This is a genomic window from Enterococcus sp. DIV1094, assembly GCF_017316305.2.
Lineage (GTDB): Bacteria > Bacillota > Bacilli > Lactobacillales > Enterococcaceae > Enterococcus_B > Enterococcus_B mangumiae.
In genome coordinates this window covers 1,657,684-1,671,671 of sequence record NZ_CP147250.1, presented here as the reverse complement: position 1 = coordinate 1,671,671, position 13,988 = coordinate 1,657,684, and the positions used below count along the sequence as shown (strand labels likewise).

At 39.9% G+C, this 13,988-nt stretch carries 13 protein-coding genes; 6 read left to right on the top strand and 7 right to left on the bottom strand.

Going from position 1 to position 13,988, the window contains the following annotated elements:
• Together DOK79_RS08075 and DOK79_RS08070 are read right to left on the bottom strand one after the other, a co-directional pair.
• Positions 1-1,656 (bottom strand): FAD-dependent oxidoreductase, encoded by a 1,656-nt coding sequence (locus DOK79_RS08075; RefSeq protein WP_206855743.1) that lies wholly within the window; start codon positions 1,654-1,656, stop codon positions 1-3.
• A 1-nt stretch (position 1,657) separates the two neighbouring features.
• On the bottom strand, positions 1,658-1,969 hold the full coding sequence (locus DOK79_RS08070; protein ID WP_206855740.1) for a rhodanese-like domain-containing protein: 312 nt from the start codon (positions 1,967-1,969) through the stop codon (positions 1,658-1,660).
• A gap of 170 nt (positions 1,970-2,139) precedes the next feature.
• On the opposite strand from DOK79_RS08070, the gene DOK79_RS08065 reads away from it, so the two are divergent.
• Complete coding sequence (locus DOK79_RS08065) at positions 2,140-2,400, top strand: metal-sensitive transcriptional regulator (RefSeq protein ID WP_206855737.1); 261 nt, start codon at positions 2,140-2,142, stop codon at positions 2,398-2,400.
• A 100-nt stretch (positions 2,401-2,500) separates the two neighbouring features.
• On the opposite strand, the gene DOK79_RS08060 is transcribed toward DOK79_RS08065, so the two are convergent.
• The gene (locus DOK79_RS08060; protein WP_206855734.1) at positions 2,501-3,310 is read right to left on the bottom strand and encodes a Cof-type HAD-IIB family hydrolase; all 810 of its coding nucleotides are present in this window, start codon (positions 3,308-3,310) and stop codon (positions 2,501-2,503) included.
• A 76-nt stretch (positions 3,311-3,386) separates the two neighbouring features.
• Between DOK79_RS08060 and DOK79_RS08055 the strand changes: the two genes are divergently transcribed.
• On the top strand, positions 3,387-4,334 hold the full coding sequence (locus DOK79_RS08055; RefSeq protein ID WP_206855851.1) for a LacI family DNA-binding transcriptional regulator: 948 nt from the start codon (positions 3,387-3,389) through the stop codon (positions 4,332-4,334).
• A gap of 304 nt (positions 4,335-4,638) precedes the next feature.
• On the opposite strand, the gene DOK79_RS08050 is transcribed toward DOK79_RS08055, so the two are convergent.
• The 3 genes from DOK79_RS08050 to DOK79_RS08040 form a co-directional block, all read right to left on the bottom strand.
• Positions 4,639-5,010: a DUF7006 family protein gene (locus tag DOK79_RS08050; protein WP_206855731.1), complete on the bottom strand. Its 372-nt coding sequence runs from the start codon at positions 5,008-5,010 to the stop codon at positions 4,639-4,641.
• Between the two features lie 375 nt (positions 5,011-5,385).
• Positions 5,386-5,940, bottom strand: a complete 555-nt coding sequence (locus DOK79_RS08045; protein WP_206855728.1) for a CDP-alcohol phosphatidyltransferase family protein — start codon at positions 5,938-5,940, stop codon at positions 5,386-5,388.
• 118 nt (positions 5,941-6,058) lie between these two features.
• Positions 6,059-7,975: an endonuclease MutS2 gene (locus tag DOK79_RS08040; RefSeq protein ID WP_206855725.1), complete on the bottom strand. Its 1,917-nt coding sequence runs from the start codon at positions 7,973-7,975 to the stop codon at positions 6,059-6,061.
• 416 nt (positions 7,976-8,391) lie between these two features.
• On the opposite strand from DOK79_RS08040, the gene DOK79_RS08035 reads away from it, so the two are divergent.
• On the top strand, positions 8,392-8,769 hold the full coding sequence (locus DOK79_RS08035; RefSeq protein ID WP_206855711.1) for a DUF1093 domain-containing protein: 378 nt from the start codon (positions 8,392-8,394) through the stop codon (positions 8,767-8,769).
• An 84-nt stretch (positions 8,770-8,853) separates the two neighbouring features.
• Here the strand turns inward: DOK79_RS08035 and DOK79_RS08030 are convergent, their stop codons facing one another.
• Positions 8,854-9,834 (bottom strand): AraC family transcriptional regulator, encoded by a 981-nt coding sequence (locus DOK79_RS08030; RefSeq protein WP_206855708.1) that lies wholly within the window; start codon positions 9,832-9,834, stop codon positions 8,854-8,856.
• A 119-nt stretch (positions 9,835-9,953) separates the two neighbouring features.
• On the opposite strand from DOK79_RS08030, the gene DOK79_RS08025 reads away from it, so the two are divergent.
• Genes DOK79_RS08025 through rhaA form a run of 3 tightly spaced genes read left to right on the top strand, consistent with a single transcriptional unit; the run spans position 9,954 to position 13,894 of the window.
• Complete coding sequence (locus tag DOK79_RS08025; protein ID WP_206855705.1) at positions 9,954-11,132, top strand: MFS transporter; 1,179 nt, start codon at positions 9,954-9,956, stop codon at positions 11,130-11,132.
• Positions 11,133-11,172: 40 nt separating this feature from the next.
• Entirely contained in the window at positions 11,173-12,621 is a 1,449-nt protein-coding gene (gene rhaB, locus DOK79_RS08020) for a rhamnulokinase (protein WP_422392093.1), read from the top strand.
• 16 nt (positions 12,622-12,637) lie between these two features.
• The gene (gene rhaA, locus DOK79_RS08015) at positions 12,638-13,894 is read left to right on the top strand and encodes an L-rhamnose isomerase (protein WP_206855700.1); all 1,257 of its coding nucleotides are present in this window, start codon (positions 12,638-12,640) and stop codon (positions 13,892-13,894) included.
• The last annotated feature ends 94 nt before the right edge of the window (positions 13,895-13,988 follow it).

Here is a 13,988-nt window from a genome sequence, read left to right as displayed (position 1 = left end):
CTATGCTTGAGGATAACTTAATTCTTCTGGCCGGATTGCTTGGTATAGATAAAAGGCACCATCTAGATTTTTTACAGTGAAACCATTTTGTTTCAAGATTCTTTCTGCTAAATAGCTACGCAACCCACTATGGCAGCTAACAATATATTCTTGCGCTTTGTCCAACTCGCCTAAACGATGACGTAGTTCTGATAAAGGAATATGAACTGCCTCTGGGAAATACCCTTTTTGCCACTCTTCTTTATTTCGAACATCAAGTAATTGTTTACCTTGCGCTAGTTCAGTTGGTAACTCATGCCACTGCACCATCTCACTCAATCCTTCGATGACGTTCATCGCGATATACCCTAACATATTCACTGGATCTTTCGCTGAACCAAAAGGTGGCGCATAAGATAATTCTAATTCCGGAAGATCGAAGACCGTCAAATGCCCTTTAATAGCTGTAGCAAGAATATCGATTCGTTTATCTACACCTTTTTGACCGATTCCTTGGGCACCATAAATCTCCCCAGTTTGTGGATTGAAGACCAATTTTAACAACAAGTCCGTCGCATCAGGATAATAACCAGCATGGTCTTTCCCTGAAGCATGAACTACTTGAAACGATAAACCTGCTGCTCTTGCTTGGCGCTCATTGATTCCGGTTGATGAAGCGGTTTGATCAAATGCTCGAACAATCGCAGTCCCAAGGCTTCCTTGATTGATCCTTGGATGCCCAGCCATATTATCAGCGACTTGTCTGCCTTGACGATTTGCAGGCGAAGCTAATGAGATCAATGCAGGTTCGTTCGTGATTTGATGTTTTACGAGAATCGCATCGCCTACTGCATAGATGTCAGGGTCACTCGTTTGATAATGCTCATTTACGACGATGCCCCCACGTAATCCTAGTTTCAAGCCAGCCATTTCAGCCAAACGACTCTCCGGTTGAACACCGACTGAAAGAATCGTCAAATCGGATGCTAAACTTTCACCGTTTGCTAAACGAAGCACATTTCCTTGTTCTTCAAAACGAGTAACGGAACAATCAGTCAAAACCTGAACATCATTACGTTCTAGTTCTTTTTGTATAAAACAAGCCATCTCTTCATCCAGCGTCGGTACGACTTGTGGTGTACGTTCCACGATCGTTACCTCAAGGCCACGTTTTTTTAAGTTTTCTGCAACTTCGATCCCAATAAAACCTGCACCGACAACTACTGCTTTACGGGGGTGTTCCTTTAATTTTTGCATGATGGCATCAACATCTGGAACATTTCTCACAGTAAAGACATTTCTTGCTTCAGATAAACCTGTGATTTCTGGAATAAAAGGTTTAGCTCCTGGAGAAAGCAAAAGAGCGTCATACGATTCTCTATGAGATTTTCCTCCATGAGAAACTTCTATTTCTTTTGTTTCTGGAAAAATCGCTGTCACTTCATGTTCCACGCGTACATCTAAGCGAAAGCGTGCAGCTAAACTTTCGGGGGTTTGGATCAATAAGTTTTCTCTTTCGCTGATTTCCCCAGAAAGATAATACGGAAGACCACAGTTAGCAAAAGAAACATACGAACCTTTTTCAAAAACAATGATTTCTGCATCTTCTTGCAAACGTCTTAACCGAGTAGCCGCAGACATCCCACCGGCGACACCGCCAACGATCACATATTTCATCTTATTTCCCTCCAACTCTTTGTCCAAGCCATTGATTCATTCCACCACGGACATTGATTACCTGATACCCAAGTTCTTTCAATTCTTTTGCCGCTTGTTTACTGCGGATTCCTGACTGACAAATCACATACACTGGGTCTTGTTTATTACCTTTATAGCTAGTAATTCGATATAAAGGAACATTTTTCGCTTGTTTGATATGCCCTCCCCGGTATTCTTCTGGCGATCGCACATCCACCAGTTGAATGTCCCCGTTTAATTTTTCTTGTAAATCCTTCGTTGTCACTGATTGACCAAATTGAAATAATGCCATATTAAATATTCTCCTTTTCCCACCTCGTAAATACCTTACGGGGTATATTCAACGCGAAAAAACCTGGATTGTCAACTATTTAATTTTTATCCAAAAATAAAAAACAGTCTATATTTGCAAATGATACCTATATAGGGTATTATTTAAAAAAACTAAGTTGGAGGTCCATGATGACTATTGATAATAAGACAATCCTAAATCGTTTAAAACGTACGGAAGGACAAATTCGTGGAATACAAAAAATGATTGACGACGAAAAAGAATGTATCGATATCATTACTCAATTAAGCGCTGTTCGCTCTAGCATCGATCGCGTGATGGGAATGATCGTTGCTGAAAATTTAAAAAATTGTTTGGAACATCCAGAAAACAGCGCCGACGAACAAGCAAAAAAAATGGAACAAGCCATCAATATGATTATCAAAAAATAACCACGTACTTCCAAGAAACAAGCACCACAAACCAAAATAGAAACCTATTTCGGTTTGTGGTGCTTATTTCTTGTAGTCCAGTAGACTAACAGAATATTTTTTAGCTTTCCTCTATGATTGCTTGGATCGTATCAAGAACAGCTTCTGTATTATTTGAACCAATAATCGTTGAAGCTGCTTCTTTGATCTTTGGTTGTCCATTTTCCATGGCAAAGCTGTGTTTGATTTGTTGGATCATTTCAATGTCATTCCCACTATCACCAAACGTCGCGATCTCATCATCAAGGATCCCCCATTTTTCCCCTAACAACTGCAACCCATTTAATTTATGGACACCAGGAATAATCAAATCGATATCTCCATGACCACTAGAAACTGGTATCAAGCCCTCACCTAAAGACTGTTTCAAGGCTGATAGTTTTTCTGCGGCTTCCTGCTCATCAAATGATAAAGCAAACTTGAAGATCGTATCTTTCTCTTGAGTCAACGCATATAAATCCGCTACTTTTTCTAGCTGCGGGTAGTAAAAACTTGCACGTTCAAATAATTCTTCAGACACCGTATTTGAGATATATGCACTCTGTTTTCCACATAAAATCAAGTTCATTGGCGCTAATTCCTCCAACACGTCTAACGTCTGCACGATCTTTTCGTGACTTAGTTCTGCGTTGTACACATGGTCTTCACCAATTAAAATATTTGCCCCATTTTCGGCTACGAATGCTATACTTTTATAAAGCTCAGGGAAGAAAGAACGCAACTGAAAGTACTGATTGCCACTTGCTACAACAAATCGTATGCCTTTCTCTTGTAATTGTTGAAAAAGTCGATTGAATCGAGGTTCATTGTATTTTTTTTGATCATTCAAAAATGTTCCATCCATATCTACTGCTATCATTTTGATTGACATTTTATTACCACCTTTCAAACCAAGTATACCTACTGGGACGCGTCCCAAGTCAAGAGAAAAAAGGAGGGAAATCCCCATCGTTACTATTCGAGAAATCGCAAAAATATCTGGCGTATCCAAATCAACTGTTTCAAGAGTACTCAACAATGACCGCTACGTATCCAGTGAGTTGAGAAAAAAAGTCCAAACTGTCATTGAAGACACAAAATATGTAGTGAACGGCAATGCTGTCAAGCTAAGTAAAGGAGAAACGTTTACTTTAGGAGTCACCTTACCTTACAATAGTTCTTGCTATAGTCAACTAGTGGACAGTATTTTGTATCAGGCAAAAAGTAAAGGGTATCAAGTATTATTACTCCCTACTTATTACGAAGAAGAAACAGAAAGCAATTATTACACACTCCTAGAGCAAAAAATGATCGACGGACTCATACTGACCTCACGAACAAAAAATGATCATTTACTCGAACCGCTTCGCTTCAAAGGGAAAATCGTCTCTACTGAAAAAATGGACAATGAAGAACTAACGATGATTTATCCAGACCGAAAAAAAGCCTATGATCAATTATTTTCCACTTTGCATACTCGTGGAATCTCTAAGGTCATGTTTACCACGAAACGCAGCGCTGACCAAAGCCAGACAACCAAAAATAAATTGGCTGCTTATGAAGCTTATTTTGGCAAAGCAATCGAAGGCGAACATTACTTCACTACGATCGAAAACTATGAAGACGGGCGAGCATTAGCAGCAGAAATTTCTGCTAGATCCTCTATTCCCGAGGTGATCTATGTCAATGGTGATGACACGGCGGCCGGAGTTATTTTTGGCATGAAACAAGCCGGCTTCATCCATAAAAAAGATTTCACGATCATTGGCGAAGGAAATCTACCTTATAGTGAGATCTTATCGTTTTCGACCATTGACTTCGCTCCTCAAAAAATTGGCGCCTCTGCGGTAGATTTCCTCTTATCAGAAAGCGAGAGACTCGTGCAGCCTGAAGAGCCAACGATTATTTGGCGGTAGTGATCATCGCTTTCATTACTGCTAAAAAACAAGCGATTCATATGACAAAAAGGGAGAAAGACAGAAGCAGTTCCTTCAAAAAGAAGCATGAAACTCCAAAATTTGAAGAACAATTTTCGGGTTTCATGCTTCTTTCGGGGCTAAGAACTTCTGTCATAACCTCCTATTTGTCGTTGAATCTATCTCAGAATATCTGGTGATCATCACAAGATTAGGTCGAAAACAATCGCTGATGCTATGCATTGGAGCTATGTCGGATCTACGTAGACCTGAATACCTCGAATCATATAAGTAAAATTGATTTTTATTTTTCACTCAGATAAATCAAACCACGTGGAATCGGATCTTTTTTCGTTAGGCCTACTCGTTCTCTATAATAAGATTGGCTGTCGTTCTTGATCATTTCGATGATTTTTTCTTCATTCATTTCAAATTTCAGCATTTCTATATATTCTGCCATTTCATAAAGTATCTGTAACTGGGCATCGATCACTAACAATTCGCGTAATTGGTCAAATATGGGACTGCCTTTTTTTGACGCGACAGTTAAAAAACGAGTATGTAGTTCCTTATAAAAAGAATTTAGCAGTGGATAATCAGTCGAAAAACTTTTTTCCGTAAATTCCCGATAATGTTTTAAGTATTCCTCACTCGATTGAATATCAGTTAGTTCCATCAGTCACCGTCCTTTCTAAATTTTTTCTTTTATCGTAAAACTTAACCTATGTACGTGCGATCGTTTGTTTTGAGAACTTACCTTGTAAACTACCTATTCCTCAAATAGATTACAACAAAATCATATAATCTTATCTGTCTAAATTCAACTCCACATATTGCCTAACTCCTTGAAATATTCGCTCTTGAAACCTAGCTACATCTATGCTTGGATATCTCAGTACCTAGTTTTCAACTAATTTCGCCGTTTCCTACTGGAATCAAACAAAAAAATCAATCTTAGTCAGTTTCGACCTCGATTGATTTTCTGTCTATTCTTTTACTTTGAGTTTGTTCCGACCGCAAATAATGATGCGCCATCAGTAACTTCAATACATCACTTACGCTTTAGCATTTTACGATATTCCAAGGCATACAACACAAAGGACTGAGCCAAGAAGTACGTAATGAGCCCAAATATCACCATGACCCATCCTTCAGGAATATTCGGGAAAAGTAACAGCAGGATTATTCCAATGTAAATCACCGCTGTTGCCCATTTACCATACCACTTTGCTCCATCCAATTTGATCTGTTTGCGCAACCCGACGATTCCCGCAATCAACATAAACGCTTCTTTCACAATAAACAATACTAGAACCAGCCAGATATAAGGTCGTTCCCATGCCATTGAGATGATCAGCACTAATTGTGTCAGTTTATCACCGATTGGATCAAGCACTTTTCCCAGTTCAGTGACCTGATCAAATCTTCGTGCAATAAAGCCATCTAAAAAGTCAGTAACTCCTGAAAAAATGATGATCGATCCAGCCAAATAGAAGGATTGCTTGCTCATAAAATACAAATAAAAGGGCAATAAAAGAATTCTTATAATCGATAGGATATTCGGAATTGTGCGAATCTCTTTTCGCCAATCAGATGCTCCATTCATTACTTAACAACTCCCATCATGTCATTTCATCTATTTTACCTTATTTTCTATCATGAACCAATTAATTCCCTATATGTGACTGTCCGATCATGTTCATTCAACGATCTAAATAGACGATTTACTTTTTATCCAGCGTATCATTTCGTTCAGCCTGACGCTGACGTGCTTCTTTCAATAACTTTTTCTGCGCTTTTTTTGAGCCGCGATCGATGTCTCGTTGCCATTTTCTGTCTTTGAATTCTGTAAACAAATGATCGATCTCATACCCCACAGGATACAACTCTTCTGCGCTCATTTTCAAAACGACACGTTGTCGCAGGACCGTTTCTTTTTGCTTATCGATAAAAATCACGATCGTATCTTCACCGGTATCTTCAAAGACTAGCGCTTCTTTTTGGAATTGTGTTGCATATACTCGATCGCCTTTTGAAAATAAGACTTTCTCCTCTTTTGGCGCTTCTTGATTTTTCTTTTTCTGTTTGAATAATCGTTTTTCGATTGAATAATTTTTCGTTGTAAGATACTGCTGCGCTTGCTGGATCAAGGTCTCAGACATCTTCATTTTTTTAGCGATCCACAACGCTTGGCTCTCCCCTGTTTTCCCTACTTGTAATTGGTATTTCGGTTGTAAGGCTTCACGGTCAAAGGCCATCGCTGCGGGGACAAAGTCTTCATGCTTTTCAGCAAACTCTTTGATTTCACCATAATGAGTCGTTGCGACCATTAACGCACCTTTTTCATACATGGCGGACATGATCGCAATCGCTAAAGCCGCCCCTTCAGTCGGCTCTGTCCCACTTCCGATCTCATCAAGCAGGACCAACGTGTTTCTACCCACTTTGTTCAAAATCTGCGCGACATTTTGCATATGTCCTGAAAAAGTACTTAACGCATTTGCTAGATCTTGTTGATCGCCTACATCAACGAATACTTCATCGAACACAGCAAGCTCAGTACCGTTTTTGGCTGGTACTTGTAAGCCAAACATCGCCATCAACGTCAGTAATCCAACAGTTTTCAAAACAACGGTTTTCCCGCCAGCATTAGCGCCAGTGATCACCAATCCGCGATAATCTGCTCCTAAATCAAAATCTAAGGGAACAGCCTTTTCTGACAACAATGGATGTCTCGCCTGTTTCAGGTGGATGCGCTCTGATTTGTTGACGATCGGTGTGATGCCATTGATTTCTCGGCTGTATTTTCCACGCGCGAAAATGATATCTAAAACAGTGACTGTATCAATGATTTGGTCGATCGCTTGTTCATTTTCAGCTAAAGCACCAGTCAAACTAGCTAAAATTCGGTATTCTTCAGCAATTGCTTCTGCTTTTAGTAATTGATGTTGCGCGCTTGCTTTGGCAACTGCGGTTGGTTCGATAAACACCGTCGTTCCTTTATTCGATTGCTCGATGATCGTTCCGGCTACTTTATTTTTATAACTCGCTTTGATTGGGATCGTCGCATGTTCACCCTTTTGAACGATCATTCTTTCTTGGATCATCTCTTTATTCGATGGATGACGTAAGAACTTCGTTAAACGATCTTGGATCTCTTTTTCGATCGTTTGGATCTGTTTACGTACTTTACGCAGATTTTTTGATGCTTCGTCTGCGACTTGTTGGTTTTTGATTTGCTCGTAAATCAGTTCCTCGACAGATTGTAGATCTGGTAGATACTTGCTATAAGCATAGAGTAACGGGGTCTGATATTGATTTTTTTCAAAAAAACGTGTGATCATTCGACTGCTTCGCAAAAAATCAGCGTATTCAATCAATTCAGCCGGTGTTAGTATGAACCCTTTTTTTACTTGATCCGTCAATGCAGCAATTCGCGTCAGCCCCATAAATGGCACATGCTGATTGCTCTCTAGGATCGTACGGGCTTCTTTTGTTTCTGTTTGCCTTGTTTCTACCGTCTGCAGATTGGTCGGTATGGACATCTCTGCCAGACGTTTTTTTGTGTGATCGCCGATTGCTCGAGAAATCACTTCTTTTCTGATTTGTTCAAATTGTAATTGTTCGATTGTATGATTCATATTCTCTCCTTTTCTTGAAGAGATACCTATCTCCAAAATAAATAAAGACCTAAAAATAGAATAAAAGGGCAGGACACAGCTTAAATAAGACATGTCCTCCCCTTGATTTGATTACAGGAAATTGTTTCAGACAGGTATCATCTATAAGCACACCAAATAAGCCTACTGCTTTATTGGCTATTCAACTTACTCGATTAAATACCTGCTACACTCATCAAAATACCTCGTTCATCTAGGTTTTATTTATTTTTCCTTTTTACTATAGCAAGCGTTTGCCAGATTGTCAAATGAACGCCCAATAAATAACAACCGAACTTTTTAGTGATATTTCAAAACTGTCACTTTTTTCGCTTTTCAAACGAGGAAGCAATCAGCGATAATCTGGATAGATCAATCAACAGAAAAGGGTGTATGAGATGAAAAAAATGATTGGAGCAATTGCTCTCTTATTGTTATTATTTGGTGGTTACAAAGGTTATCAATATTATGATCAAACCTACAACAGCCAAGTGGCCTATGCAAAAGTCCCAGAAACAGTACCACCATTGACCGATGCGTTGAGTGATAGCGGAGAGAAGATGTGGAATTGGAAAGCCTACGACTATGAATTGACCTTTGTCACTAAAGATGGCAAAACGATCAAATTACCTTATACGGTTGCCTCAGAAAATCCAACGCCATTAGAACCAAACAGCTTTGTCAAAGCGGAAGTGAGTCAAAAACGAGTGACCTCTGGACCAACATCGATCGATGAGAGCCAAGTACCAACCGCTGCTTTAGCTAAGTTGAAATAAATCACTTTTAACAAATAAAAAAAGCCAACTGCGATTCACGCTTTATCAGTGTTTCGCAGTTGGCTTTTTATGTATATATGATATTCAACGACGTTTCCGAACGGCAATCGGTGTGTCACCAAAGTATTCTCGATACTTTTTGTAAAAATGAGTCTTATTGGAAAAACCGACACTGGTCGCAATTTCTTCGATTGAAAAACGTGTAGATAGAATCAGATCATGCGCTTCGTGTAACCGTTGATTTGTGATCAGTTGTTTAAAAGATTTACCGGTCTGTTGCTTGATCAGATTAGACAAATAATTTGGGTTATAGCCTAATTCTTCTGCTAATTCTTTGAGGTTCAATGTTTGATATTGGCTCTCGATTCGTTGCAAAATCTTGATCATCAAATTGCTTTGTCCATCTTTTTTATAGATTTTTGCTAATTGCGAATGATACACCCTAGAAAGCTGTAAAAATAACACTTGAGAAAAAGCATTCATGATTTCATTGCCTAAATGCTTTTGGGAAAAATATTCTAAAATCATTTGATCCAGTGTGAGTTGGATCTCAGGTTCTTTTGCTAAATGTAGCAATAGATGGGTTTCGTTATAGCCGGGTTCTAAGATTGCGTTCATTAAAAAATTATAGGTCAAGCCCCCGCTCCGATTATCGATTTTTTTAAGAAGATTGATGTTGATATCATTCGTCTTGAATAAGAAATTCAGCAAGATATCTTTTTCACCTAAAGGCAATAATTCATGGCGGCTATTCGTATCTAAAAGTAATAATTGTCCTTCTTTCAACGTGATAGGCAAATCGTTGACGATCTGTTCGGAAGTACCGGAATACATATAATTGAATTCTAAAAAATGGTGAGAATGTAGTGGATAATGAGCGAAGCGTCGATGTTGTCGAATCAAAATATTGTTTTCTTGGAAAAGATGGTGGTCGTCTAATTTAAATTGTTGGTCTTGTTCGTCTAAATTTTCTCCTTCAAATTCCTTGATCCATTGTCCTGTCTTTTGTTGCTCTAACTCTTCTGCGGTAAACGGCATAAAGATTTTTTGCACGTATGGATTCATATTCCTCCCCCTCTATATGTAAATTTGACACCAATATAGTAACATACTGACATTGTTGTGAAAAGGGTTACAAGATATGATGAGTGCAACAAATACATCTTCATCTGGAGGAACAAGCTATGAGAAAGACCTGGTTGATGAAACTGTCGCTGTTGTCCATTTCCTTAGTCTTAACGTCAAATACCGCGATTGCTTCCGCTTTACCGATGATGTTGGGCTACTTCAATGACCAATCCGCTTCTTCTGTCGAACTACTGATGACGATCCCTCAACTGACCGTCGTGATTTTTATTGCTTTAAGTAGTTTGATCGCAAAAAGCATTGGACAAAAGAAAACAGTCTTGCTCGGATTACTGCTCGCTGGCGTTGCTGGCGTATTGCCTGTCTTCACAGCCAATTTTTACTTATTGATGATTTCTCGCGCAGCATTAGGCGCTGGATTTGGTCTATTCAATTCGTTGGCAGTTAGTATGATCAGTGAGTTTTTTGAAGGCGAAGAAGCCGCCACATTGATTGGTTTCCAATCCGCTTTTCAAGGTCTCGGAGCTGCGGTCATGACCTTTACTGCCGGACGTCTTCTTACTTTTGGCTGGCAAAAAGCATTCTTAGTTTACTTGATCACCATCCCGATCATCTTCTTATTTATGGCTTTTGTACCCGAACCGTCAAAGAAAAAAGAAACTACTAGTTCTGAAAAAGAAACAGCAGCAAAAGGCACACTTCGACCTACTACCGTCATGTATGGCATTTTGATTTTCTTTCTCTGCATTTTCTATATGATCGTTGTCGTCAAACTTTCTACGTTCATCGTGACTGAAAATCTCGGAACAGAATCAGATGCAGGCACACTTCTTTCCTTTATGCAGATCGCAAATATGGTCGCTGGCTTCTTATTCGGTTTGATTTACAAAGGATTGAAGCGTTGGACATTACCCATTTCTTTTTTCATCATGGCAGCAAGCTTGTTCCTCATCTTGACAGCCAATCATTTATGGATGATCGGTATAGGGGCAGCACTCAATGGTATCGCATTTGCCTTATTTGTTCCTTACATCTTCAACGATGCCACTCGTTTAGTGCCACAGTCAGCAAAAGCAAGTACCACTTCTTTTATTCTCGTTTTAGCAAATATCGGCAATTTTGTTTCGCCGTATGGTCATCAATTATTGGAAACATTTGGTATCGGTTCGGATGCCTTACAAAATATCTTTATCAATGGCTGTATTTTGATGACCGGGTTAGGTATTCTTTTTCTTCTCCTTGCTTTTAAAAAGGATCCGCTCCCAAATGAAGCCTAGCTTTCAATGATTTAGACAAAAATAAACTGGAGGAATGTTGATGAATTATCTTGCAATCGATATTGGCGCTTCTAGCGGTCGCTTGATCCATGCCAATCTGAACGAATTAGGCAATTTTGAGTTACAGGAAGTCCATCGCTTCAAAAATGGATTTGAAAAAGTCGATGGTGTCGCAAAATGGCCATTGACACATTTAGTCACAGAAATCTTAAAAGGATTTGAAAAAGCCAAGCAACAAGGAATCACCGAATGTTATGTAGGGATCGATACTTGGGGCGTTGACTATGGCTTATTAGATGCTGATGGCAATTTGCTCGAAGCACCGACGAGCTATCGGGACGACCGCACGAAAGAAGCAATTGCGCACTTTGACCAAAAGATGCCACTAGACAAACTCTATCAAAAAACAGGCATCCAACTACAACCATTCAATACAGTTTTCCAATTACTCGTTGAAGAAAAGGAAACGTTAGCAAATGTCCATCGCTTATTATTGATGCCCGATTTACTCGGCTATCTGTTCACAGGAAAAGCGGTCACTGAAAAAACAAATGCTTCGACCATGCAGCTCCTGAACTTAAAAATGCGGAAATGGGACCCCGATATTTTAGCCGTTTTAGGTATCGATGATACGCTTTTCCCGCGGATCACAGAACCAGGACAGATTCTAGGAGAATTGCAAACAGAACAATTTCCTAAATATGATCTGCCAAAAGCCACTTTTATCACGATTGCATCTCACGACACAGCTTCAGCAGTCGTCGGCACACCAGCAACTGGCAAAGATTGGGCATACATCAGTTCTGGCACTTGGTCATTGATGGGCGTGGAGATTCCTGAAGGGATTTCCACGAAAGAAGCTTTTGATGCTAATTTTACAAATGAATGGGGCGTCCAAGGAACCATTCGCTTCCTAAAAAATATCATGGGGATGTGGTTGATCCAAGAAGTAGCCCGCCTGCAAGATGGCGCCTACAGCTTTGCTGAATTAGCAGAAATGGCCGCACAAGAAGCGCCTTTCCAACAGTTGATCAATGTCAATGATCCACGCTTCTTGAACCCTAAAAATATGATTCAAGAATTACAAGATTATTGTAAAGAAACAAACCAAACAATTCCACAAACCCCTGGTCAGCTGGCTCGTTGTATCTATGACAACTTGGCTTTGTGCTACGCCGTCGAACTAGAGAACTTAGCACGAATCACCGGAAAAGAATTTCATAAATTACACATTGTCGGTGGGGGTTCAAACAACACCTTCCTCAATCAGCTGACAGCCGATATTTGCAATATCGAAGTCGAAGCAGGACCAGATGAAGCGACTGCTATTGGCAATCTCATGGTCCAAATGATTGCTACTAAGGGCTATGGCACGTTGCAACTTGCACGTGAAGCAATCAGAGATTCCGTTTCATTAACCACGTTCCACCCTCGACACACAGAGGAAATGACACAGGCACTAGCTAGATATAAAGAATTTTTAATATAAAAGGAGAGATTGAATCATGATGAATGTCAAAGAGCGTTACGAAGAAGCCAAAGCAAAATATGCGAGTATCGGTGTCGATACAGAAGCCGTCCTAAAAAAACTCGCAGAAGTAAAGATTTCGATGCACTGCTGGCAAGGCGATGATGTCAAAGGATTTTTAACACCAGATGGAGAGTTGACGGGTGGTATCATGGCGACTGGTAATTACCCAGGTGCCGCACATACGCCTGAACAATTACGACAAGATTTAGAAAAAGCATTTTCATTGATCCCCGGCAAGCACAAATTGAACTTACATGCCATGTACTTAGATACAGATGAACCAGTCGACTTGAATGAAATTGAGCCAAAACATTTCGAGAAATGGGTCGCATGGGCAAAAGAACAAGGTGTAGGACTTGATTTCAATCCAACCTTCTTCTCTCATCCAATGATGAAAGACGGATTGACACTTGCTCATCCAGACAAAGAAGTTCGAGATTACTGGATCGAGCATGGGAAACGCGCTCGTAAAATCGCCGAGTATATGGGGAAAGAAATCGGTCAAACATGTATCGATAATTTCTGGATGCCTGACGGAATGAAAGACAATCCAATCGATCGTCTGTCTCCACGCCAACGCCTGATGGAATCTTTAGATGAGATCTTCTCAGAAGAAATCAATGAAGAATATACACAAGATGCTGTCGAATCTAAATTATTTGGGCTTGGTGCAGAAGCTTACACCGTTGGTTCACATGAATTTTATATGGGCTATGGATTGACACGTAACAAACTGATTTGTCTAGATGCAGGCCACTTCCACCCAACCGAAGTCATCTCAAACAAACTGACTTCTTTAGCCCTATTTTCTAAAGGAATCATGCTTCACGTCTCTCGCCCTGTACGCTGGGATTCAGATCATGTCGTGATCATGGACGACGAGTTACAAGAAATCGGCAAAGAGTTAGTTCGCAACGACTTACTCGGAAAAACAGCCATCGGTCTTGATTTCTTCGACGCTACCATCAACCGGATCGCCGCTTGGGCAATCGGTACGAGAAATACACAAAAATCATTACTGAAAGCGATGCTTGAACCAATCGCAGAATTAAAAGAAGCCGAACGCAACTTCGACTTCACCAAACGTATAGCCTTCACCGAAGAATTAAAAGACTTCCCGTACGCAGACGTTTGGAATTACTTCTGTGAAATCAACAATGTCCCAGTAGGTATGGACTGGTACCAAGAAGTCTTACAATATGAGAAAGAGGTATTGAGTAAGAGGTTGTGAGAAAGCCGTTAAGCTCCAAGTAGTAAGACAGAACGTGAGAAAATAGCTCCTCATATTTTTTCACGTTTTGGCTTACTATTGAAGGAGCTGGCTT

Coding starts and splice junctions, on each gene's coding strand:
- DOK79_RS08065 (WP_206855737.1), top strand. CDS start 2,140: ATGACTATTGATAATAAGACAATCCTAAATCGTTTAAAACGTACGGAA.
- rhaA (WP_206855700.1), top strand. CDS start 12,638: ATGATGAATGTCAAAGAGCGTTACGAAGAAGCCAAAGCAAAATATGCG.
- DOK79_RS08060 (WP_206855734.1), bottom strand. CDS start 3,310: ATGTCAATCAAAATGATAGCAGTAGATATGGATGGAACATTTTTGAAT.
- DOK79_RS08050 (WP_206855731.1), bottom strand. CDS start 5,010: ATGGAACTAACTGATATTCAATCGAGTGAGGAATACTTAAAACATTAT.
- DOK79_RS08075 (WP_206855743.1), bottom strand. CDS start 1,656: ATGAAATATGTGATCGTTGGCGGTGTCGCCGGTGGGATGTCTGCGGCT.
- rhaB (WP_422392093.1), top strand. CDS start 11,173: ATGAATTATCTTGCAATCGATATTGGCGCTTCTAGCGGTCGCTTGATC.
- DOK79_RS08070 (WP_206855740.1), bottom strand. CDS start 1,969: ATGGCATTATTTCAATTTGGTCAATCAGTGACAACGAAGGATTTACAA.
- DOK79_RS08040 (WP_206855725.1), bottom strand. CDS start 7,975: ATGAATCATACAATCGAACAATTACAATTTGAACAAATCAGAAAAGAA.
- DOK79_RS08030 (WP_206855708.1), bottom strand. CDS start 9,834: ATGAATCCATACGTGCAAAAAATCTTTATGCCGTTTACCGCAGAAGAG.
- DOK79_RS08035 (WP_206855711.1), top strand. CDS start 8,392: ATGAAAAAAATGATTGGAGCAATTGCTCTCTTATTGTTATTATTTGGT.
- DOK79_RS08025 (WP_206855705.1), top strand. CDS start 9,954: ATGAGAAAGACCTGGTTGATGAAACTGTCGCTGTTGTCCATTTCCTTA.
- DOK79_RS08045 (WP_206855728.1), bottom strand. CDS start 5,940: ATGAATGGAGCATCTGATTGGCGAAAAGAGATTCGCACAATTCCGAAT.